Below are 20,122 nucleotides of genomic sequence, written 5' to 3'. Positions count from 1 at the left end.
TGGTCCGTGAGGGTAACCCTGAGGGACTCAGAGTCCCTCAGGGTTCCCCTCACGGACCTCGGCATCACGCGTCAGGGCAGCCGCGCGACGCGAGAACCCCGCGCAACGGAGTCTCCCCGCAGGGCTGCGCGGTGGCATGCGACGCGGGGCCGCAGGCAGCTGCGGCGACGCGGCCGACCCACGCCACGCCGCTCCCGCAGACGTCCTTCACAGACATCCCCAAGGCCACTACTGAGAAAACCTCATTGGGGCGCTCCACTGCGGCTACTTGGCCGCCTTCGCGACAGGCAGATCGACCCCGGCACGGAAGCTGGGACACTCGTCCAGTGCGCCGCCGTGGCTGCACGTCATGAGGTGCTGCAGGTACGCCTGCGCGTCGAGCAGCCGCGTCACCTCCTGCCGGATCGCCTCGATCCGAGCCGTGACCGTCCCCCGCCAATCGCCGGACCGGTCGCGGCTCCCGAGCAGCACGGCGATGTCGTCGAGACTCAGCAGCCCGGTTTCCCGCCAGGTGCGGATCAGCGCGATCCGGTAGAGCTGGTCCTTGTCGTAGAACCGCCAGCCGGAGCGGCGGCGCGGCTCGATCAGGCCGCAGCTCTCCCAGTAGTGCAGCGTCGAAACCGGCACGTCGAAGCGCGCCGACACCTCGCCGATCGAGTACAGGTCCATACCTCATTGCACCGCACTCAGGCAATCAAAAGCAAGGTTAGCCTAACCAAATAATCCGCTGGCGTACCAGTCGCTCCCGTCGCGGACGCCCGGCAGCGTGAAGAAGTACCCGCCGCCGAACGGCTGCACGTAGTCCACCAGCGGCTCGCCGGCCAGCCGCTGCTGCACCGTCTCGAACTGCCGCCGCACGTCCTGCTGGTAGCAGACGAACACGTGCCCGGCCTGGAGTTCTCCGTTCGCGTCCACGCCGAGGTCGTAGTTGTAGGAGCGGCGGACCAGGCGCTGGTTGTCGGTGGCGGGCGTGCGCGGGTTGGCCTTCCGGATGTGCGAGGTCAGCGGAATCACCGCGCCCTGGGGGTCGGCGGAGTAGTTCGGGTTGTCGGTCTCGGCGTTGCCGTCCAGCGGAGCGCCCGAATCGCGGCGGCGGCCGAACATCTTCTCCTGTTCGTTGATCGACACCCGGTCCCAGAACTCGACCAGCATCCGGATCAGCCGCACCACCTGGTAGCTGCCGCCGCGCGCCCACGCGGGCTCGGCCGGGTCGTCGACCCACACGAGCCCGTTCGCCTCGCCGCCGACCGGATTCGCCGTGCCGTCCTTGAACCCCAGCAGATTCCGGCCCGCGCCGGACGGCCGCGGCGGCGGGTTGTAGCCGTGCATCTTCCACCGCAGCTGCATCGCGCCGCGGGTGTGCCGGGTGAGGTCGCGGAGCGCGTGGTGCACCGTGTCCGGGTTGTTGGCGCACAGCTGGATCAGCAGATCCCCGTGCATCCAGGCGGCTTCCGGCGCGTCGTCCGGGAAGATTTTCATCGGGGTCAGGCTTTTCGGCTTGCGCGCGCCGAGGCCGACACGGTCGAAAAGGCTGGCACCAAAAGAAACCGTGACGGTGAGGCCGTCGGCGAGGACGGACGGGCCGAGCACCTCGCTGTCCGACGGCGGCCTTCCGACGCCCAGGTTCGGCGGCGTTCCGCCGGCGGTGAGGAATCGGGCCCGGTCGGTGAGGGTGTGCAGGAGCGCGATCAGGTCCGTCTTCGATCCGCTGAGCAGGTCGAATGCCACAAAGGCCGCGGAAGCCTGTTTTTCCGCCGGTGCCGGGGTGAGCACGCCAGACTGGTTCGCGCCGTGGAACGGGTGCTCGGTCGCCGGGGCCGCTGCGGTGCCGGCGGAGCGTTCGTCGGCCTGGGCGCCGCCGATCAGCACGCCTCCGGTGAGCGCGGTGCCTGCCGCGCCGGCGGCCGCGCCTTTGAGGAAGTTGCGGCGATTGACGTTCGTCACTTCGGGATTCACCAGCCGATCAGTGGCTCGGAGGAACTTCGAGCAGGGTGGGCACCGCGGACAACGTCTCGACGACAGCTCCGGCCGCGCCGTTCACCGCCTGACGTTGGGCGAGGGTGCTGGGCGCGTGGTTGGCCAGCGCTTCGTGCAGCGTGGTGAGCTGCTGCGTGGCCGTCTGGACCAGGTTCGGCGCGCGCTCGTTGAGCAGCGGAGTCAGCTCGGCCAGAACGGTGCGCGTGACGTCGATGTCGGCATCCGTTGCGGCGTAAGCGGTTCCGCTGCCTTGATCATCCATTCCGGACAGATGGTCGCGGATCGCGTCTTCGAGGATTTCGTGCGCGCGGATCGGCAGCTTCGTGGGATCGCCCGCGACGTCGTCGGTGGCGAGTTTTCCGCGCAGGGCCGCGATATCTTGGGTGAGCTGGTCGGCGACCGGGGCCAGCGACGCCGGAGATTGTCCGTGCCACAAGCCATACTCCAAGCGGTGCAGCCCGGTGAAGCCCGGATCGGCCGCGCCTGCGGGCAAGCCGTTGGGCAGGCCGTCGACCGCTGTGCCTGCGTCGCCGAAGCTGTTGTAGGACGCACCGACGCGCTCCCACGCGAGCTGCGCGGTGAGCCAATCCTTCTTCGCCGCCTCGGTGTTATTCGCGGCGAGATCCGCGCGGACCGTGCCCACCGCGGTCGACACCGCGGCGAGCTGCTGCGCGGCGTAACCGAGATATTTCTGATTCGGCCCGGCGAGATCTTCGGTGGTGACCGGCTTGACCGGTGCCGGACCGTCGCTGGCGGCACCGCCGCTGACCTGCACCGGAGCCGACGCGGTGGTGGCCTGCCCGGACATCAGGCAGTGGAAGGTGTAGGACCCGTCGGCCAGCGTCGCCGACATCGTGGCGCTCGTGGCCGGGCCGATCGTCTCGATCTCCGCGACGATCCCGCCGCTGCTGTCGTCGAGCCGGATCTCGCCCGCCTTCGCGGTCTTGTTGGTCACGGTGATGCTTTGCGCCCCGGCCTGCGCGGACTTCCATTCCGGGGCGCAGTCGTGCTCGCCCACCGAAACCGTGGCCCCGGTTGCGGCCGGGGGAAGCGCGGCGATCACCACCGCGGCCACCGCGACCGGAACCAGCACCAGCGCGCCCGCGACGACCACGGTGTGCTTGCCCGCGAGCCGTTCCCACTTCCCGGCAGGCGCGGTTTCGCTCTCCGGCTTTCGCTCCACTGGCTGTCGACCGGCTTTGACGAACAGTGGGATCACGACGGCGAGGTAGCCGAGCCAAGCCGTCACCTGCAGCACGGTCATCCGGGGCGTCAGCTCGGTGACGCCGCTGACCAGCGAAACCCACCACGAGTTCGGGTCGAGCGTGCCGGTGAGGTCGAAGGCGACCCAGCTCTGACCGGGCAGCACTCCCCCGTCCTGCAGGTCGCCGAGGCCGTAGGACAGCACGCCGGCCGCGATGACGATCAGCACGAAAGCGGTGCGGCTGAAGAAAACGCCGAGATTGAGTTTTACCGCGCGGCGGTAGAGCAGCCAGCACAGCAGGATCGCGATGCCGAGCCCGAGCGCCGCTCCGGTCAGCGGCGCGACCGTGGTGCCGGACGCTTTCACCGCCGTCCAGAGGAACAGCGTGGTCTCCAGGCCCTCGCGACCGACGGCCAGGAACGCCGTGAGCGTCAGCGCGCCCGCGCCGATCGCCACCGCGCGTTCGACCTCGCCGCGCAATTGCGCGGAAAGCCCCATCGCGGTCCGGCGCATCCAAAACACCATGCCGGTGACGAGGAATACCGCGAGCACGCTCAACGAGCCGCCGACGATCTGCTGCGCCCGGGAAGATAGGACATCGGTGGAAAAGGTGAGAATTGTGGCGAAACTGCCCGCGACGGTCACCGCGCCCAATACGCCCAGCCAGACCGGAGCCGTGGAGACCGCGCCTTCCGCGCCGTTTTCCGGCCGCATCTTGCGCAACGTGGCCAGCAGGATGCTCACCACGAGGCCTGCTTCCAGTCCTTCGCGCAAGCCGATCATCAGGTTCGGAACCGCGTCTGCCCACTGCACGCAGATTACGATAGGCAAACCTAAATTTTCGGTCGAGAGCGGGCCGCGAAACGGTTCTCTTCCTCCCGAATAGTCCTTATTCGGGGCCGATGATGCGTTTGACCGCCTCGGTGATCAATTCCTCGCGTTCCGCTTCGGAGAAAACGTCCGGCAACGTCAGCTGTTCGACGATCAGCCAGTTCAACGCGAGAATCAGCAGCTTGACTGCCGTCGCGTCGCCCGGGAGCCCGGATGCCAGGTGGTAGGCGACATTCCCCTCGACGTCGTCGCAGACCCGCTCCGTCAGCACCCGGCGCAACTCCGGCCGTCGAGTCGCCTCGAGCCGGAGTTCCAGCAACGCGAGATACCCCGTGCGAAACGCCGCGATCCGGCCGACCAGCTCGCGCATCAGCTGCGCGTACGACTCCCGGTCCTCCAGCCCCGGCGGAAGCGAGTCGTCCTCCGGCTGGAGCCGCTCGTACACCCGGGCTCCGGCCTGCGTGAAGAGCTCGTCGCGATTGGCGAAGTAGTTCGACGCCGTCCCCGCGGGCACGCCGGCCTCCGCGTCGACCGCCCGGAACGTCAGCCCGCGCGCCCCCTCCCGCGCCAAGACCTCGATCGCCCCGTCGACGAGCGCGGCCCGCCGCTGGTCGTTCCTCCGCACCATTTGACACCACTCCAGTTGTAGTTGTACGGTTCAAACCACTTCAACCAGAGTACTACAGGCGGAGTTACTAGATGCGAAAGCTCGTGTACTACATCGCAGTCACCCTCGACGGCCGCATCGCCGGCCCCGGAGACGAGTTCGACTTCTTCCCGGCGGGCGATGCTGAGCAGACCGCCGCCTACATGGGATTCATGAACTCCGTGTACCCGGAAACCGTCCCGACCGCCTTCCGCGCCATGGCCGGTGTCGAGGGCGCCCCGAACCGCAGATTCGACACGGTGCTGATGGGCCGCGCGACGCACCAGCTCGATCCGAGCGTCCCCAGTCCGTACGCGCACCTGCGGCAGTACGTCGTGTCGAGCACCCTGAAACCGGACCTAGACCCAGCAGTGACGGTTGTCCCCGGCGACCCGGTCGGCCTGGTGAGAGACCTGAAGAAGGAGGAAACCGGCAAAGACATCTGGCTCTGCGGCGGAGGCACCCTGGCCGGGGCGTTGCTGGAGGAGATCGACGAAATCGTGCTGAAGAGCTACCCGGTAGTCGCCGGCGCGGGCATCCCGATGGTGGACGGCAGGTTCGATCCGACGGTGTTCTCGGTAGCAGAGCGAACGGTTTTCCCGAATGGGGTCACGGCGACGCGCCTTGTGCGGAGCTAGACAAGCGCTCGCGACAACACTGCCGATGCTCGAACCGGCTCGCCGCACACGCCAGCGGACCGGATGTGCCGTACGGCAGCAAGGGGAGGTCCGATGTCCTGAGAAAGCCGCGGCAGCCGGAGGAATCGCGTGCCCGCTGACTTCTCCGGCAATGCTTGCTCACGGTGGCGCGGGTCGTTAGCCGCTCCCGGTGGCCCGGACACCCGGTCGCCAAGCCGCACTGGTTCCCCCGAACTCTCGCCGCTTTCGGCGACCACGCCTACCGCCGGGCAGATCCTCAACCGGCTGCCGCGCCGCCAAGAACCCTGCCGACTCGCCGGGAATCGTCACGACATCGAGCAACTCGGCCAACCGTCGCACGGTCCCCAACCGGCTGCCGCGCCCGCCAAAAACCCCGCCGGTTCCTCGGAGTCCTCACGACATCCAGCAACCCCGCCAACCGCCGGGCAGAATCCTCAGCCGGTTCCCGGCACCCCGGGCACACCCGCCCGCCAAGAACCAAGCGGGCTTTCCCGAGCCTTCGCCGGTTCAGACAACCTCGCTGCCAATCGTGCGGGTTCTCAACTCGCTCGCGGCCTCCGAACGCACGTGGTCGCCGGGAGCCCTGCTGGCTCCCGGCGACCACGTTTTCGTTGCCCCGCAACGCTCAGTCAGTTGAGCTGATCCGGGTCCGGACCAGTCCGCAGGCCACGGTCCGCGGCGGCGATCGCGGCGAGGTCGGCGTCGGTCAGCTCGAAGTCGAACACCTCGAGGTTCTGCCGGATCCGGGCGGGCGTCACGGACTTCGGGATCACGATGTTGCCCAACTGCACGTGCCAACGCAGCACCACCTGCGCCGCGGATTTCCCGGTGCGCGCGGCGATCTCGGTGATCGCCGGGTCGGTCAGGACGGTGCCCTGGGCAAGCGGGCTCCACGCTTCGGTCGCGATGCCGTGCTCGGCGTGGAAGGCACGCAGTTCCGCCTGCTGGAGGCCGGGGTGCAGCTCGATCTGGTTGACCGCGGGGACGAGGTCGCTGTTGTCGAGCAGGCGGCGCAGGTGCGCAGGCTGGAAGTTGGACACGCCGGCGGCGCGGATCCGGCCGTCCTTGGCGAGGTGTTCCAGTGCGCGCCAGGTGTCGAGGTAGCGGTCGCGGGCGGGAGTCGGCCAGTGGATCAGGTACAGGTCGACGTGGTCGAGACCGAGTTTGGCGAGGCTGGCGTCGAAGGCGCGGAGGGTGGAGTCGTAGCCCTGGTCGTCGTTCCACAGTTTGGTGGTGACGAAGAGGTCCTCGCGCGAGATCCCGGACTCGCCGATGGCGCGGCCGACGCCGGCCTCGTTGCCGTAGATCGCGGCGGTGTCGATGCTGCGGTAGCCGGCTTCAAGTGCGCTGGTCACTGCGGCGGCGGTCTGGTCGTCCGGGACTTGGAAGACGCCGAAGCCGAGCTGCGGGATTTCGACGCCGTTGTTGAGGCGGATCGTAGGGACAGTCATGGGAATTGCCTTTCTCACTGCTGGACAAGGGGTTCGGCCACCGCGACGCGCGGACGGCGCTCGAGGGCGGCCGACCAGATCGCGAGGCCGAGCGCGGAAGCGGCGAGCGCGGCCCCGACCCAGTTCGGTGCGGTGTAACCGAATCCGGCGGAAATCACGACGCCGCCGAGCCACGCGGACAGTGCGTTGCCGAGGTTGAAGGCGCCGATGTTGACGACAGAGGCGAGCGTCGGAGCGCCGTGCGCCTGGTCGAGAACGCGCTTCTGCAGCGGCGGGACCGTGGCGAATCCGAGCGCGCCGATCAGCAAAATCGTTGCCGCGGCGAGGATTTTGTTGTGTGCCGTGACGGTGAAAAGCGCCAGGACGATCGCGAGGCCGCCGAGGCTGACGTACAGCATCGGCATGAGCTTGCGGTCGGCGAACCGGCCGCCGGTCAGGTTGCCGAGGAACATGCCGATGCCGAACAGCACCAGCAGCCACGTCACCGCGCCCGCGGAGTACCCGGCGACCTCGGTCATCATCGGGGCGATGTAGGTGATCGCGGCGAAGACACCGCCGAAGCCGAGGACCGTCATGGCCATCGCGAGGACAACCTGAACATTGCGGAACGCGGCCAGTTCCTTGCGCAGATGCGCCCCTTCCGGCCGAGGCAGATCCGGCACCAGCTTCGCGACGCCCGCCAGTCCGACAACGCCAAGCGCCGCAACGATCCCGAAGGTGACCCGCCAGCCGACCGCCTGCCCGACAAACGTCCCGAGCGGCACGCCGACGATGTTGGCGACCGTGAGCCCGGTGAACATGATCGCGATCGCCCCGGCACGCTTGTCCGGCGCGACCAATTCAGCGGCGACGACCGAGCCGATCCCGAAGAACGCCCCGTGCGCCAGCGAGGCGACAATCCGCCCCGCGAGCATGACCCCGAACGCCGGCGCGACCGCCGACAGCAGGTTCCCGGCGATGAACAGGCCCATGAGCAGCATGAGCATCGTCTTGCGGTTGATCTTCGTGCCGAGAATGGTCATCACCGGCGCACCCGCGACGACCCCGAGCGCGTACCCCGTCACCAGCAGGCCCGCGGACGGGATGGAAACGCCGAAGTCCGCGGCGATCTCGGGGAGAAGCCCCATGATCACGAACTCGGTCGTGCCGATCCCGAAGGCCCCGATGGCCAGCGCTACCAGTGCTAATGGCATGAGCCCGCGTCTCCTTGGTTTCTGTCTCGGTCTTGGTTGGCGCTCTGCGTGCCAATGCTTCTTGTCAGCTTCAGCAATAGTTGCATACGCGGCTTGTTGTTTGCGCTTGTTTTTGATGAGGGTCACAGTTCGAGCGGCCTAGGCGGAGGCTGCGAGCGGCTTAGGCGGGGGCCAGACGAGTCCGCGAGGGACGGGAAGAGGCCGCTTCAGTCGCCACCGCGCTGCGGTACTCGCGAGGTTCGCTCTCCACAGGACCCCGTCGACGGTCGCCAGAAGACGGGCCGACGGTATGCAATCGACCGGGATACCCGCAGCGGGTTGACAGGTGAACGGGATTGAGTCGACGGTCCCCAGGAGGCCGCGCCGCAGGTATACCGGTCGACGGGATCCAATCGGCGGGATCCGCGCGACTCCCCCGGACGCCGCAGCCGGCGGGACGGTGGAAGATCCCGCCGGCACAGTTCAGTCGGCACAGTCCAACCGGCCCGACTCGACTCGGCCAGCGAGGGCTCTTCGGCGCCGTTGAGCTGACCGATCCGGCCGGAGAGATCCCGGCGGTACGGCTCACCCGACCCGATCCGGTCCGCGAACACCCATCGGCGCAGTTCAGTCGGCGGAGTTCGGTCGGCCAGCCCCAGTCGGGACATCGGCCGGCGCAGCCCGACCGGCACACTAGTCACCTCAGCTCGGCCGACCCCGGGCCAGTCGGCGGAGTTCGGCCGACTTGCCCGGTCGGCACAGTTCGGTCGGCGTACTAGTCGACGCAGTTCGCCAGCCAACTCGGCCCGGTCGGCGCAATGGCTCAGCCAGCTCGGCGCGGGGCGCGCAACGCCTCGTCCAACTCGGCCCGGTCCGTCTCGGCCCGGTCCGTGCAATGCGTCAGCCCGGCCCGGTCAGCACAGCTCGTCGGCCAGCCCGGCCTGGTCGGGGCAGTTCGTCAACTCGAGCTCGGCCCGCGCAGCTTGTCGGCCGGCTCGGCCCGGTCGGGGCAGTTCGTCGGCCGGGCCCGGCCGACGCAACTCGGTCGGCGCAACTCGGTCGCTCAAGCTCAGCCAGCGAGGTTCCGGCGGCACGGTTCGATCAGCCAAGCCCAGGCGGCGAGATCCAGGCAGCACAGTTCGGTCGCCCGAGCTCAGTCGGCACAACAGTCTGCATAGTTCTGCCGTCGAAGTTCGGCCTCCCCTGGCCAGTCGGCGAGATCTAGCCGACCGCATCCTGCTGGCTGAATCCCCGTCGGCTGGATGTCGGCCTTTGTATACAATCTCCCATATGTCGTTTGCTGGATTCAGTCCGCGGGATATCGGCCGCCGGATTCAGTCGGATGGATCCCGATGGCCTCCTCCGCACCGCGGTGAGGGTCGCTGCATGGTGATGGCGAGCAGCGCGGCGGCAACAGTCCACTGTGGACTCACCGAATTCTGACATCCATGCCTGGGTGTAGCAGGACGGCGCGAAGGACTCCCGTCAGGAGGACGAAACCGTCCGCGGGTTGGCCGTTTTCGCGGTCGCGGTTCCGCCGGTGGCAGGAGTTCGGCCGTGTCGCATTAGGAGAGTCAGTAGGAGGGCGAGAACGCCTACACCGAGTAGTACGAAGTACGCCGTCTGATATCCGGCATCGCTGGTGATCGACGCACCGGAACTGAGACGGACCTGGTTCGCTGCCGTGATTGAGCCGACGATGGCCGTGCCGAGTGTGTTCATTACGCCGAGTGCGGTGTACAGCAACGAAGTCGTGACGCCTTGCGCCTCCGCGGGCACGGCTTCGATGACGAGATTATTCGCCCCGGCATAGAGAAATCCGAGTCCGATGCCCATGAGCGCGGCGATCACCACGATCAGGACCGGTCCGTTCAACTGCCCGAAAAGGATCAGCACCACTCCCCCGAGTGTGCCGATAATCGAGGTGAGCAAAGCGGTTCTCGGCGCGAATCTCCGGCACGTCCACCCAGCGGCGTAACCTGCAGCCGCTCCTACTAGGCCGAAGGGCAGGCCGTAGCTCACGCCGTATTCCAAGGCGGTCATGCCTCGACCGTGCTCGGCGACGCCGGCTACGTGCGGCGTCCGGAGCAGCTGCGGGATGAGCACGGAACTGTTGGCGGTGGTGACGAAAATGGCGGTACCTGAGGCAAGCAGTGTCAGCCACACCTTGGGTTGGGAGAGCAGAGCGAGATCGATCAGCGGTTCGGCGCGGCGGCGCTCGACAATCACGAAAAGCACCAGCAGAACCGCCGAAAGCGCTACGGCGTAACCGAGGTAGTGTTTTTCAACCAAACCGAGCACGAGTACCGCCATTCCGCCGCCAAGGAGCAAGGCGCCGGCGATGTCGATGTGGCGTTTGATTCGCACCCGCGTTTCGGGGACGACGAGCAGGACTAGCGTCGAGACGATGACGTCATAGCCGAGCGTGAACCAGAAAGCGCTGCGGAACCCGTAGGCGTCGACCAAATACCCGCCCAGAAGCGGACCCCCGAATGCGGCGACGCCGGTGCCGACACCGAGGGCGCCGACGCCGAGCGGTACCAGCCTTGGCGGGAACAGGTCGCGGATGAGGCCGTAACCGGCGACGTACGCGACGACGAAAGCGGACTGGAGCACGCGTCCGGTGAGGAACAGCCAGTACACCGGTGCCAGCGCGCAGATCAGCGACCCGGCACCGAACATGATGGCCGCGGCCAGGAGGACTTTCTTCTTGCCGTGCGCGTCGGCGAGTTTCCCGGCGATCGGGAGGAACACGAGCGACGCGACGAACACGACGGTCATCACCAGCGCCACCTGGTCGGTGCCGAAGGCGGCGGCGATGTCGGGCAGGCCCACCCCCACCAGGGTGAACTCGAAGTTGGCGTTCTCGGTCAGGAGTGCGATCGCCACGACGATCGCCACGTAATACCAGGTCGACCGCTCTGCGGTGCGCGGTTCCTCAGCCATGCGCACCGATGTAACCGGCGGTCCGTCCGGATTGAGCGGGTCAGTCCCGCTGTCCGGGACTCACTCCGCCAACCGGTCGAGCGCTTGCTTGAGCTGCGGAATCCACGCCTCGTGCTCCGGCTTCATCAACACCGAGCGGAGGATTGTGACAGTCTCGGCGTCGCGTTCGACGTCCGGGTGCAGGGCGGCGAAAGCGTCCGCGTCGACGCGCAAAGTGGACAGATACAGCGGGTTTTCCTTGTCGGCCATACCGTTTTGGAGGATGGTGTTGGCCGCGTTGGTGATCTCGCTCATCCGGGTCCGCCGAGGCCAGTACGTGACAATGTCCAAAGTGGGCTCGAGATGCAACGCGAATCGGTCGGATTCCTTGAGGCGAGCGGCGAAATCGTTCGCTGCTCGACGGCAGGCGGCCAGAAATCGTCCGAGGCCGCGGTCGCGTTCCAGCGGAAAGGCTTGCAGGGTAAGCCAAAGCGCGCCAGCGGCGGCACCCGCGCGGGAGCATTCCAGGGAAATCTCGCCGAGGTGCAGCTCATCGGAAGTGAAGTAGGTATAGGGAGAATCGTGTTTGTAGAACCGGCCGACTGCCGGGTCGGCGAACAGCACCGCCCCGCATCCGTATGGCTGAAGGCCGTGTTTGTGCGGGTCGACGACGATGGAATCGCACGAGCCGATCGCGCGGTAGGCCTCGTACTCGTCCAGCAAGGTGTAGAACCCGCCGTACGCACCGTCGACATGCAGGCGGACGCCGTACCGTTCTTTCAGCGCAAGGGCTTGCTGGATGTCGTCGACCGCCCCGAGTCCGGTCGTTCCTGGAGTCAGCACGACCGTGCCTACCCCGCCGCCGCGGACTTCGGTTTCGACCGCTGACATGTCAACGCGCCCGTCTGGAAGTGCCCGCACCGCACGGGATTCCACGCCGAGCACCTGGCACATGCGGCCGTGCGTGTAGTGCGCGTCCTGCGAATGGACGACCGCTTTGCCCGGGGCCAGTTCGCGGGCGACCCAGAGGGCTTCGAGATTCGCGATCGTCCCGCTGGAGGTGAGGTGCCCGAGCGACGGTGGCGCGAACCCGAACATCCGCGCCAGGTCCGCGATGACCTCGACCTCCATCGGCGAGGTGGCCTGCGAGGCGTCGAGCGCGTGGTTGTTCGGGTTGACCACCATCGCGGCGAGGTAGGCGGCGACCGCGACCGGATGCGGCGGTTTCAGCATCTGGCCTGCGTAGCGGGGGTGGAAGAAGGGGAAGGACGCGTCCATCCGGGCGGCGTAGGCGTCGAGCAGCGCGGGGAGATCGACGTCCGGGCGGCTTGCCGGGGACGGGGTGAAAGGACCCCATTTGCGTTCCCAGGCCTCGACGCCGCGGAGAGCCTGATCGATCAGTTCGCGCCGGTCCATGCGTCACCTCGTCGGTCGCTGGTTGCTGCCTCTCGGGCACCCTATCGACCCGCGGGCAGCGGATTGGGCTTCTCGCGCTGGCGATCTAAGGTGTGGCGACGGTTCTTTCGCGCGGTGAGGAGCTTTCCCATGACCGATGGCCCGGCGTCCGAACCCGCTCCGCCGGGGGCGGGGGAATCTGCGTCGCCCGCGGGTGCGCCGGATTCGGGGGACGCGAGGGGAGCGCTGGCGGGGTCGCCGCGGCAGCCGATACCGACCGGTGGGGCCGCGCAGGAACCGATGCCGCAGGTCTCGGCCGCGCCGATGTCCGGCTCGGCGGAACCGGAGACCGCGCAACAGCCGACCGCACAGCCACAGGCCTGGTCCGTGGCGACGCCCGGCCCGGCGCAATCGCAGGCCGCGCTGCCACCGACCGAACAACCGCAGGTCTGGTCCACGCCGACACCCAGCCCGGCGCAACCGCAAGCCGCGCAACCGCAAGCCTGGCCCACACCGATATCCGGCCCGGCACAACCGCCAACCCCGCAACCGCCGACCGAACAACCGCAGGTCTGGTCCACGCCGACGCCCGACCCGGCGCAACCGCAAGCCGCGCAACCGCAAGCCTGGCCCACGCCGATGTCCGGCCCGGCACAACCGGAGACCGCGCAACAGCCGAGTGCACAACCACAAGCCTGGCCCGCGCCGATGCCCGGCCAAGCACACCCACCAACCCCGCAACCACAACCGTGGCCCGCCCAGCCGAACCCGCAGCAATACCCGGGCTACTCCCCCTACCGGCCAGCCCACCCCGGGCCCGCGCCCGCGAACGGCGTCTGGCTGGGCGTCGCAGCACTGATACTCGGCATCCTCGGCTGCGTACTCCCCCTGCTGCCGATCGACCTGACCGGCATCCGCGCCTACCTCGCGCTCCCCTTCGGACTGGCCGGGCTGGCCTGCGGACTCGTCGGCGTCATCGGACGGCGCACGGCGAAACCAGTGTCCGCGGTCGGCATCGCGGTATCGGCGATCGCGCTGGTCCTCGGCATGATCATGCTCAGCAACCAGCTCGCCGGATGACGGCCGGCGTTCTGCCCTGAGCGGAACGGCTGTCCCTCCGGCCCCGGCGGATGCCAGGCTGGGCCTATGGCGGACATCCTTCCCTTCCACCAGCGCCGCGCCCCCGTCCGGGACGACGAGGCCGAACCGTTGTGGCGCGAGGTGCTCGGCCGCAGTCTCCGCGCCGAGCGGGAGACCCAGGGCGAGCGGCTCGTCGACGTCGCCGAGCGGGCCGGGATCTCGCCGCAGTACCTGTCCGAGATCGAGCGCGGCCGGAAGGAACCGTCGAGCGAGATGATCGCCGCGGTGACCGGGGCGCTCGGGGTGAATCTGGCCGGGCTGCTGAGCGGGATCGCCGGGGACATCCGGCGGATCAGCGTGGTGGGACCGCGCCCGGCGCGCCGTCCGGCCGGGCCGGTGCTGATGGCTGCCTGAAACGACGGAAGCCGCAGGCCGGAACCCCAGGCCGGCCTGCGAACCCCGCCTTACGGACGAGCTGCGATCACCTGATCCGCCAGTCCGTACTCCACCGCGCCCGCCGCGTCGAACACTCGGTCCCGGTCGGTGTCGTGCCGCAATTCCGCGACGTCGTGGCCGGTGTGGCGGGACGTGATCTCCTCCAGTTGCGTCCGGACCCGGACCACCTCGTCCGCCTGCAGGATCAGGTCCGGGATCGTCCCGCGTCCCTGCGCGGCGGGCTGATGCAGCACCACCCGCGCGTGCGGCAGCACCGATCGCCGGCCCTCCGCACCGGCCGCCAACAGGACCGCGCCGGTCGCGACAGCTTGGCCGACGCAGGTCGTCGCCACCGGGGCCTTGATGAAGCGCATCGTGTCGTACAGCGCGAGCATCGCGGCCGGGTCGCCGCCCTCGGAATTGATGTACAGGTTGATTTCCTGCTCCGGGTTGTCCGACTCCAGGAACAGCAGCTGCGCGATCAACGCGTTCGCGACGCCTGAGTCGATCGCCGTGCCCAGGTAGACGATCCGTTCGGACAGCAGGTGCGAGTAGACGTCCATGATCCGCTCGCCGCCGGGGCTGCGGGTCACGACGTTCGGAATGGTGTAGGTGCTCATGCGCGTACCCCCAGGCCCATCGCGTGCGTGCGCACCGGCACGACCTGCTCCAGGCGGTCGACGATCTGGTCGATGAAGCCGTAGTCCTGCGCTTGTCCGGCGGTGTACCAGCGGTCGTGCAGGGAATCGGCGAAAATCCGGTCGAAGGGCTGTCCGGTGTCCTGCGCGATGAGGCCGAGCACGGTGTCGCGGGTGTAGCGCAGGTCGTCGGCCTGCACCTCGACCTCCACGGCCGAGCCGCCGATTCCCGACGACCCCTGGTGCATCAGGATTCGCGCGTGCGGCAGGGCGAATCGCTTCCCGGGGGTGCCCGCGGACAGCAGGAACTGCCCGGCGCTGCACGCCAGCCCGAGCGCGAGCGTCGACACGTCGCACGGCACCAGCCGCATCACGTCGCGGATCGCGAGCATCGACGGGACCGAACCGCCGGGCGAGTGGATCCACAACGCGATGTCCTTGACCGGGTCTTCGCCGGCCAGCGACAGCATCTGGGTCGCGAGGACCGTCCCGTTGTCGTCGTCGAGCACACCGTCCAGTACCAAGACCCGCTGGCTCAGGAACCGTTCCCGGAGCCGCTGGTCGAACATCGGCGGAGTCGATTCGTTGGTCATGCCTCGACTGTGCCGCCACGGACCCGGCCGCGTCCGCCTTCGCTGCCCACGGCAGATCTGCTGTGAGCAGCGTGGAAAGTCAGCCGGTTTTGCGGACCAGGTTCGTGTACCCGGCCAGCGCCAGCGTCGCCAGGCCCCACACCGCTACCTGCACGCCCCAGATCGCCGCCGTGAAGACCTGGCCGGAAACGCTCGCCGTGTCGAGGTCGCATCGGCTCCGCAGGCCGGTCGGCGCGATCGGCAGACCCCGGTCGAGTCCCAGGCCGATCAGCTCCACCGGCGAACACGCGGCACCGCTCGCGACCCGCTCGGCCGCGTGATGGCCGGGCCGGGTTTCCGTTGTCCCAGCCCATAATCCGAGCACCCCGGCGGCCACCAGCGCGAGCAGCAAAGCCGCCGCGGTACGTCGCGCGCGGTAGCCGTATCCGGCCAGCGCGCCCCAGATCCAGTGGAACAGCCGCGACATCCGCCCGCCGAGAGCGTCCGGCGAACGGCGGCGCAGATCGTCCTGCTGGGCGATCAGGATGGTGCGCGCGTTGCCGTCGTGGCCCGCGGTTCGTTCGACCGCCGCCAGCTTTTGGTACCCGGTGGCGTCGTAATACTCGGTGTGGCAGCGGAGCAAATGCAGCCACCGTCGCCAGCCGAAGGACGGATCGATTGCCGTGTAAGTGAATCCGTCCAGCCACGCCAGTTCGGCATGGGCGCAATCGGCACCGGTGCTCCCGTCGGGACATACGAGATCGCCCGGCATGAACACCGTCGTGGCCTTCGCGTCGGAAAGTCCGAGCAGGCGTCCTTCCGGCGACGTGACGCGTGTGGTCGCGGAGAACTCGAGCTGCCCGCCGATCTGCGCGCCCTGCAACCGCACCGCGCCGATGTCGCCGTTGCCGCTCAGTTCCGAGTCCCGGATCAGCATGCTCCGGCCGACTGTCAGGGTGTCTGCCTCGATGGCCGGTCCGATGTCGTTGGAGACCTTGATGCTTTGACACTCCAGCGGACCGCCGATGCACGCCCCGTTGAGGTGGATCGCGCCGTCGGTCGACGAACCGGTGATCCGCGTTCCCTGGTGCAGGTACAGGCCGCTGCCCAGCTCCGCCGAACTCGCCTCCAGCGCGAGCCCGTCCGGATTGGAGATTTCCGCGTCCCGGCACAGCAGGCTGCCGCCAATGCGCGCGCCGATCAGCCGGATCGCGCCGTCCGAGTTGTTCCCGGTGATCCGCACGCCTCCGGACAGGTGCAGGTCGCCCGCGATCCGCACCCGGGACCCGTGCAGGCCCGGCATCCGCCCGCCGATCAGGTACAGGTGCGGCAACGTCGCCTGGCGGGCGAGCACTGGCTGGTCGAAGACGCACGCGACCAGCATCAGGCCGGCGGTCGCGGTGGCGCCGTCGAGGTTCAGTTCGCCGGTGATGCGGGCGCGGGCCAGCATGATCCCGCGCGGGTCGAGGTCGCCGTGCCTGCCGAGCAGCACGTCCCGCAGTACCTCCGCGCGCACGAGGTGGTCCGGGCTTTCGGTTTCGGCCAGGTCGGCGACGTCGATCTGGGCGGCGCCGAGCAGTTCGCCTTCCCGGGCCGACTCGACCAGACGGCGTTCGAAGTCGCTGAGATCGGTCACCCGGGGCGCAGTCACGCCCGAGATCATGCCTGGTCTGAAGATCAGCCGCGACCGCGCTCCAGCTGGTCGGCAAGGTCTGCGAGTCCGTCTGCCTGGAGGTCGAAACGGTCGGCAGGGCCCGGCGGGTCGCCGACTGGACGGCCGACGTACGCGGTCCGGAAGCCTGCCTGCTGCGCCCCGCGCAGGTCCCAGGCGTGTGCGGCGACCATCAGCAGCCGTTCCGGCGCGCGTCCGGCGACGTCGACGGCGAGCCGGTAGACGTCTGGCGCCGGCTTGTAGGTGCGAGCGTCCTCGGCCGACAGCACGGTGTGCCAGCGCAGCCCGGCATTCGCGCACAGGTCGAGCAGCACGGTGCGGCTGGCGTTGGAGAGGCCGACCAACGGGAATCGTTCAGCGAGACGAGCGAGCCCGTCCACCGTGTCCGGCCACGGCGGCAGTTGCCGCGCTGCGAGCGCCAACTCGGCCGCGTCGCCAGTACCGACCGCATCCGCGACGGCTTGCGCAGCTTCCCGGTCGATGACGTCGCTCGCGGCGTACGGCCGTTCCCCGGCGACGATGCGGCCCTGCTCCTGCTCAACGTGCTTCTGCCACACCGAAAGCAGCTCTTCGACCTCCGCGTCAGCGAGCGACGGCGCGAATTTCCGGATCCCCGCCCGGATTCCGGCCGGTTCGTCGACGAGTGTGCCGAGCACGTCGAACACGAGCACATCGATGTCCATGATCGCAACCTATCCGGACGTCCCGCACAGGGCAACCAGCGCCGTTCGCAGCCAGCGTCCGTATTCCGCCGCGGCCCAGCCATGGACGCGACGCAGATGCACCATCGTGTCCGCGCACAGCAAGGCGTCCGTGGTGCTCGCCAGTTGCTCAATGTCCATAGTGGACACAAGAAGGCCGTCACGCGCCGCGCGGGACCAGAATTCCTTGCACAGCCGCGCCGTCTCCTGCCGCCCGGACTGTGCTGCCTCGGCGATCTCCGGTTCCGCACCCTCGGCTTGCGCCGCCACCTCAAGCAAAGCTCCCGCACGGTCCGCGATTCCCGCGGCGACGTCGGCAAGCGCGTCCAGCCGTTCGGTGAGGGTTCCGGCAGTCATCGCGTCCTGCGCCCGAGGCCGGTGCGCGACGTCGACCGGTTCCGCGTCGCCGACGAGCGCTTCGTCGATCACCCGCCGGAACAACGCCGCCTTGGTGCCGAAGCGGACGTACACGGTCCTCGGCGCGACCCCGGCCCGGCGCGCGACCTGCGTCAGCGCGGTGGCCGCGTAGCCGTGTTCCAGAAACAGCTCCTGCGCCGCGGCGACGACAAGCGCCTCGGTCCGCGCGATGCGAGCGGCACCGAACTCAGCCCTGGCATCGGGCTTGACCTGGTCTTTCACCAGATGCATCATAACTGCATTGCAGTCACACTGCACCAGTGGAGGTCACCGATGATTCCCACCCTCGACGGAGTGCATCACCTGAAGCTGCCGGTGGCCGACCTGGACCGCTCGGCAGCCTGGTACGCCGACCGCCTCGGCTACGCGGTCGCCCTCGAATTCCGCCAGGACGGCCGCCGGACCGGCGTCACCATGACGCATCCGCGCGGCGGACCGGACCTCGGCCTCGTGCTCAACCCGAACCTGGCCCGAGCCGCCGCCGGGTTCGACTACTTCTCCATCGCCGTCCCGGACCGCGCCGGCATCGTCGAACTCGCCGACGAACTCACCCGCCGCGGCGAGCAGCACGCAGGCGTCCACTTCGCGACCCTCGGCTGGATCCTGCCCGGCCTGCATGACCCAGACGGCCACGAGGTCCGCTTCTACACGACCGAATCCCACACCGCGCTCGACCCGGCGACGCCGCTGGTGGTCGACGACGCGATCGCATCCGCCCGGGCCGCCGAACAAGTCTGGCTGGCCCAACATTAGTCCACTGTGGACAATTTCCGCAGTCCGAAGAACGCCGCGACCACCACCGCGAGCCCGATCACGTACGCGAGAACCAGCAGCCCGACGCGTCCGCTGAAGTTGCCGCCCACCGGCGGAAGCACGAGAGAGAACACCGCGACGAGCGTGATCAGCACGGACCGCACGCGTCCGGCGGGCACCGACGCGGCAAGCGGAATCGCCGCCCACAGCAGGTACCACGGCTGCACGACCGGCCCGAAAATCACGACCACGCTCAGCATCAGCCCGAGCGAGCGGACCGCGTCGATCCGGCCGGTCCACTGACTCCGCAGCACCACGACGATGCCGGCCGCGGTGAGCACGTACCCGATGATCTTGCCGACGCCGATCATCGTCTGCGTGATGTGCGCGCCGAACAGCGAGCCGATGCCGCCGACGAGGAAGCCGAACCAGTTCGTGGGCGCCATCCAGCTGTTGACCTCCCCCGAGGTCGTCAGCGCCGACACCCAGCCGAAGCCGATCCCGGTCGCCAGCGACACCGCCGCGGACACCGCCACGAAGACGACGACCATCGCCGCGCCGGCGAGCAGGAATTCGCCGATCCGGCCGCGGCGGCGGGCGAGCGCCGTCCCGACCGCGGCCAGCGCGACCAGCGCGGGCACCTTCACCTCGGCGCCGAGCGCGATCAGCAGCACCCCGCCGGCGAGCGGCCACCAGCGGATCCGATCGCCCACCGCTTCCAGCGCGATCGCCACGCCCGCGACCATCAGGCCGACCATGAGGGCGTCGTTGTGCATCCCGGCGACCACGTGCCACAGAACCAGCGGGTTCAGCACGCCCAGCCACAACGCGACCCTCGGCGACGCTCCCGCCGCGGCCGCCAGCCGCGGCACCGCCCACGCGATCAGCACGAGCCCCGCCACCTCGACAAGCCGGTGCAGCGCGACGCCGACGATCGGATTCCCGCCGGACACCTGCGCGATGACCCGCTCCACCGCACCGAACAACGGCCCGTACGGCGACGGCGTCTCGCGCCAGTAAACGCTGACGCGACCGACGATGTCCGACGCCGGCCCCAGCGCCTGCTGCGGACCGACGCCATTGAGGTCGAACCCGTGCGCGGCCACCGCGCCCTGCGCGAGATAGCTGAAGACATCCCCGCTGAACAACGGCGGCACGACGAGCAACGGCCCGCACCACAACGCGAGCGTCCACTTCAGCCAGCCCGGGCCGGGAGTTTCCGAGGCCAAAACGCGCCCGCCGAGCAGCGCCCACGCAAGCACGACCAGCCCGACCCCGGCGATCCCGCCCGCGAACGGCAGCACCTCGGACATCCCGGCGGCCCCGGCGTACACCGCGACGGCCAGCAGCAGCACCCCGCCGAAACCGGTCCAGCGCAGGCTTGCCGCGGACGCGAAACTGAAGAACCGCACGGGCCGCGAGAGCGTGACCGGCTGACTACTCATCGAAGACCTGCGCACGACATGCGGCGATCGTAGTAGCCGCGGGGTCTTTCGGTCCGTGAAGGGCTCCTTGAGGGAATCAGATTCCCGCAAGGAGCCCATAAACGGCCACACCCCCCCCCAGTCCACAAAAGAAAGAGGGGTGAGGTGGA

General features: G+C 68.7%; 18 protein-coding genes. 4 read left to right on the top strand and 14 right to left on the bottom strand.

All coding sequences use genetic code 11. The features are described 5' to 3' along the window. Window positions 1–264 precede the first annotated feature (264 nt). From ACFXI3_RS43440 to ACFXI3_RS43425, 4 genes are all read right to left on the bottom strand, one after another. Window positions 265–669: a MerR family transcriptional regulator gene (locus ACFXI3_RS43440; RefSeq protein ID WP_378407773.1), complete on the bottom strand. Its 405-nt coding sequence runs from the start codon at window positions 667–669 to the stop codon at window positions 265–267. 42 nt (window positions 670–711) lie between these two features. Continuing rightward, a complete protein-coding gene (efeB, locus tag ACFXI3_RS43435) occupies window positions 712–1,944 on the bottom strand; it encodes an iron uptake transporter deferrochelatase/peroxidase subunit (RefSeq protein WP_378407771.1) in 1,233 nt (410 codons plus the stop codon). A 19-nt stretch (window positions 1,945–1,963) separates the two neighbouring features. Further along, window positions 1,964–3,994, bottom strand: a complete 2,031-nt coding sequence (efeU, locus tag ACFXI3_RS43430) for an iron uptake transporter permease EfeU (protein WP_378407769.1) — start codon at window positions 3,992–3,994, stop codon at window positions 1,964–1,966. A gap of 76 nt (window positions 3,995–4,070) precedes the next feature. After that, entirely contained in the window at window positions 4,071–4,640 is a 570-nt protein-coding gene (locus tag ACFXI3_RS43425) for a TetR/AcrR family transcriptional regulator (protein ID WP_378407767.1), read from the bottom strand. A gap of 71 nt (window positions 4,641–4,711) precedes the next feature. Between ACFXI3_RS43425 and ACFXI3_RS43420 the strand changes: the two genes are divergently transcribed. Continuing rightward, entirely contained in the window at window positions 4,712–5,296 is a 585-nt protein-coding gene (locus tag ACFXI3_RS43420; RefSeq protein ID WP_378407765.1) for a dihydrofolate reductase family protein, read from the top strand. Between the two features lie 650 nt (window positions 5,297–5,946). Here the strand turns inward: ACFXI3_RS43420 and ACFXI3_RS43415 are convergent. The 4 genes from ACFXI3_RS43415 to ACFXI3_RS43400 form a co-directional block, all read right to left on the bottom strand. After that, on the bottom strand, window positions 5,947–6,768 hold the full coding sequence (locus tag ACFXI3_RS43415) for an aldo/keto reductase (RefSeq protein WP_378407763.1): 822 nt from the start codon (window positions 6,766–6,768) through the stop codon (window positions 5,947–5,949). Between the two features lie 14 nt (window positions 6,769–6,782). Continuing rightward, on the bottom strand, window positions 6,783–7,961 hold the full coding sequence (locus tag ACFXI3_RS43410; RefSeq protein ID WP_378407761.1) for an MFS transporter: 1,179 nt from the start codon (window positions 7,959–7,961) through the stop codon (window positions 6,783–6,785). A gap of 1,464 nt (window positions 7,962–9,425) precedes the next feature. After that, window positions 9,426–10,886: an MFS transporter gene (locus ACFXI3_RS43405; RefSeq protein WP_378407759.1), complete on the bottom strand. Its 1,461-nt coding sequence runs from the start codon at window positions 10,884–10,886 to the stop codon at window positions 9,426–9,428. A 60-nt stretch (window positions 10,887–10,946) separates the two neighbouring features. Continuing rightward, window positions 10,947–12,281 carry a pyridoxal phosphate-dependent decarboxylase family protein gene (locus ACFXI3_RS43400; protein ID WP_378407757.1) on the bottom strand — a complete coding sequence of 445 codons (1,335 nt, stop codon included), beginning with the start codon at window positions 12,279–12,281 and terminating at the stop codon, window positions 10,947–10,949. Between the two features lie 129 nt (window positions 12,282–12,410). Between ACFXI3_RS43400 and ACFXI3_RS43395 the strand changes: the two genes are divergently transcribed. Together ACFXI3_RS43395 and ACFXI3_RS43390 are read left to right on the top strand one after the other, a co-directional pair. Further along, on the top strand, window positions 12,411–13,340 hold the full coding sequence (locus tag ACFXI3_RS43395) for a hypothetical protein (RefSeq protein ID WP_378407755.1): 930 nt from the start codon (window positions 12,411–12,413) through the stop codon (window positions 13,338–13,340). 66 nt (window positions 13,341–13,406) lie between these two features. Continuing rightward, window positions 13,407–13,754, top strand: coding sequence for a helix-turn-helix transcriptional regulator (locus tag ACFXI3_RS43390; protein WP_344266855.1), 348 nt, complete (start codon window positions 13,407–13,409; stop codon window positions 13,752–13,754). 50 nt (window positions 13,755–13,804) lie between these two features. Here the strand turns inward: ACFXI3_RS43390 and ACFXI3_RS43385 are convergent, their stop codons facing one another. From ACFXI3_RS43385 to ACFXI3_RS43365, 5 genes are all read right to left on the bottom strand, one after another. Beyond that, a complete protein-coding gene (locus ACFXI3_RS43385; RefSeq protein WP_344266854.1) occupies window positions 13,805–14,395 on the bottom strand; it encodes an ATP-dependent Clp protease proteolytic subunit in 591 nt (196 codons plus the stop codon). Beyond that, window positions 14,392–15,006, bottom strand: a complete 615-nt coding sequence (locus ACFXI3_RS43380) for an ATP-dependent Clp protease proteolytic subunit (protein WP_344266851.1) — start codon at window positions 15,004–15,006, stop codon at window positions 14,392–14,394. Before ACFXI3_RS43380 ends, ACFXI3_RS43385 begins: the two co-directional genes overlap by 4 nt. 79 nt (window positions 15,007–15,085) lie before the next feature. Next, window positions 15,086–16,636 carry a hypothetical protein gene (locus ACFXI3_RS43375; protein WP_378407752.1) on the bottom strand — a complete coding sequence of 517 codons (1,551 nt, stop codon included), beginning with the start codon at window positions 16,634–16,636 and terminating at the stop codon, window positions 15,086–15,088. A gap of 26 nt (window positions 16,637–16,662) precedes the next feature. Continuing rightward, entirely contained in the window at window positions 16,663–17,340 is a 678-nt protein-coding gene (locus ACFXI3_RS43370; RefSeq protein ID WP_378407750.1) for a haloacid dehalogenase type II, read from the bottom strand. 9 nt (window positions 17,341–17,349) lie between these two features. Continuing rightward, on the bottom strand, window positions 17,350–17,997 hold the full coding sequence (locus tag ACFXI3_RS43365; RefSeq protein ID WP_378407748.1) for a TetR/AcrR family transcriptional regulator: 648 nt from the start codon (window positions 17,995–17,997) through the stop codon (window positions 17,350–17,352). Window positions 17,998–18,048: 51 nt separating this feature from the next. On the opposite strand from ACFXI3_RS43365, the gene ACFXI3_RS43360 reads away from it, so the two are divergent. Beyond that, a complete protein-coding gene (locus ACFXI3_RS43360; RefSeq protein WP_378407746.1) occupies window positions 18,049–18,528 on the top strand; it encodes a VOC family protein in 480 nt (159 codons plus the stop codon). Here ACFXI3_RS43360 and mptB read toward each other — a convergent pair. Further along, window positions 18,525–19,973 carry a polyprenol phosphomannose-dependent alpha 1,6 mannosyltransferase MptB gene (mptB, locus tag ACFXI3_RS43355; protein WP_378407744.1) on the bottom strand — a complete coding sequence of 483 codons (1,449 nt, stop codon included), beginning with the start codon at window positions 19,971–19,973 and terminating at the stop codon, window positions 18,525–18,527. The genes ACFXI3_RS43360 and mptB overlap by 4 nt on opposite strands. Window positions 19,974–20,122 lie beyond the last annotated feature (149 nt).

It is taken from the genome of Amycolatopsis sp. NPDC059235 (assembly GCF_042754125.1).
In the GTDB taxonomy this organism is placed as follows: Bacteria; Actinomycetota; Actinomycetes; order Mycobacteriales; family Pseudonocardiaceae; genus Amycolatopsis; species Amycolatopsis albidoflava.
Note: the sequence above shows the minus strand (reverse complement) of the source record. Positions and strands in the feature narration are given on the sequence as shown.

Excerpts from the sequence above, each read along its gene's own strand:
- ACFXI3_RS43380 (WP_344266851.1), bottom strand. The coding sequence starts at position 15,006 with ATGACCAACGAATCGACTCCGCCGATGTTCGACCAGCGGCTCCGGGAA.
- ACFXI3_RS43405 (WP_378407759.1), bottom strand. The coding sequence starts at position 10,886 with ATGGCTGAGGAACCGCGCACCGCAGAGCGGTCGACCTGGTATTACGTG.
- ACFXI3_RS43395 (WP_378407755.1), top strand. The coding sequence starts at position 12,411 with ATGACCGATGGCCCGGCGTCCGAACCCGCTCCGCCGGGGGCGGGGGAA.
- ACFXI3_RS43360 (WP_378407746.1), top strand. The coding sequence starts at position 18,049 with ATGATTCCCACCCTCGACGGAGTGCATCACCTGAAGCTGCCGGTGGCC.
- ACFXI3_RS43410 (WP_378407761.1), bottom strand. The coding sequence starts at position 7,961 with ATGCCATTAGCACTGGTAGCGCTGGCCATCGGGGCCTTCGGGATCGGC.
- ACFXI3_RS43390 (WP_344266855.1), top strand. The coding sequence starts at position 13,407 with ATGGCGGACATCCTTCCCTTCCACCAGCGCCGCGCCCCCGTCCGGGAC.
- mptB (WP_378407744.1), bottom strand. The coding sequence starts at position 19,973 with ATGAGTAGTCAGCCGGTCACGCTCTCGCGGCCCGTGCGGTTCTTCAGT.
- ACFXI3_RS43370 (WP_378407750.1), bottom strand. The coding sequence starts at position 17,340 with ATGGACATCGATGTGCTCGTGTTCGACGTGCTCGGCACACTCGTCGAC.
- ACFXI3_RS43385 (WP_344266854.1), bottom strand. The coding sequence starts at position 14,395 with ATGAGCACCTACACCATTCCGAACGTCGTGACCCGCAGCCCCGGCGGC.
- ACFXI3_RS43440 (WP_378407773.1), bottom strand. The coding sequence starts at position 669 with ATGGACCTGTACTCGATCGGCGAGGTGTCGGCGCGCTTCGACGTGCCG.
- ACFXI3_RS43425 (WP_378407767.1), bottom strand. The coding sequence starts at position 4,640 with ATGGTGCGGAGGAACGACCAGCGGCGGGCCGCGCTCGTCGACGGGGCG.
- ACFXI3_RS43415 (WP_378407763.1), bottom strand. The coding sequence starts at position 6,768 with ATGACTGTCCCTACGATCCGCCTCAACAACGGCGTCGAAATCCCGCAG.
- ACFXI3_RS43400 (WP_378407757.1), bottom strand. The coding sequence starts at position 12,281 with ATGGACCGGCGCGAACTGATCGATCAGGCTCTCCGCGGCGTCGAGGCC.
- ACFXI3_RS43420 (WP_378407765.1), top strand. The coding sequence starts at position 4,712 with ATGCGAAAGCTCGTGTACTACATCGCAGTCACCCTCGACGGCCGCATC.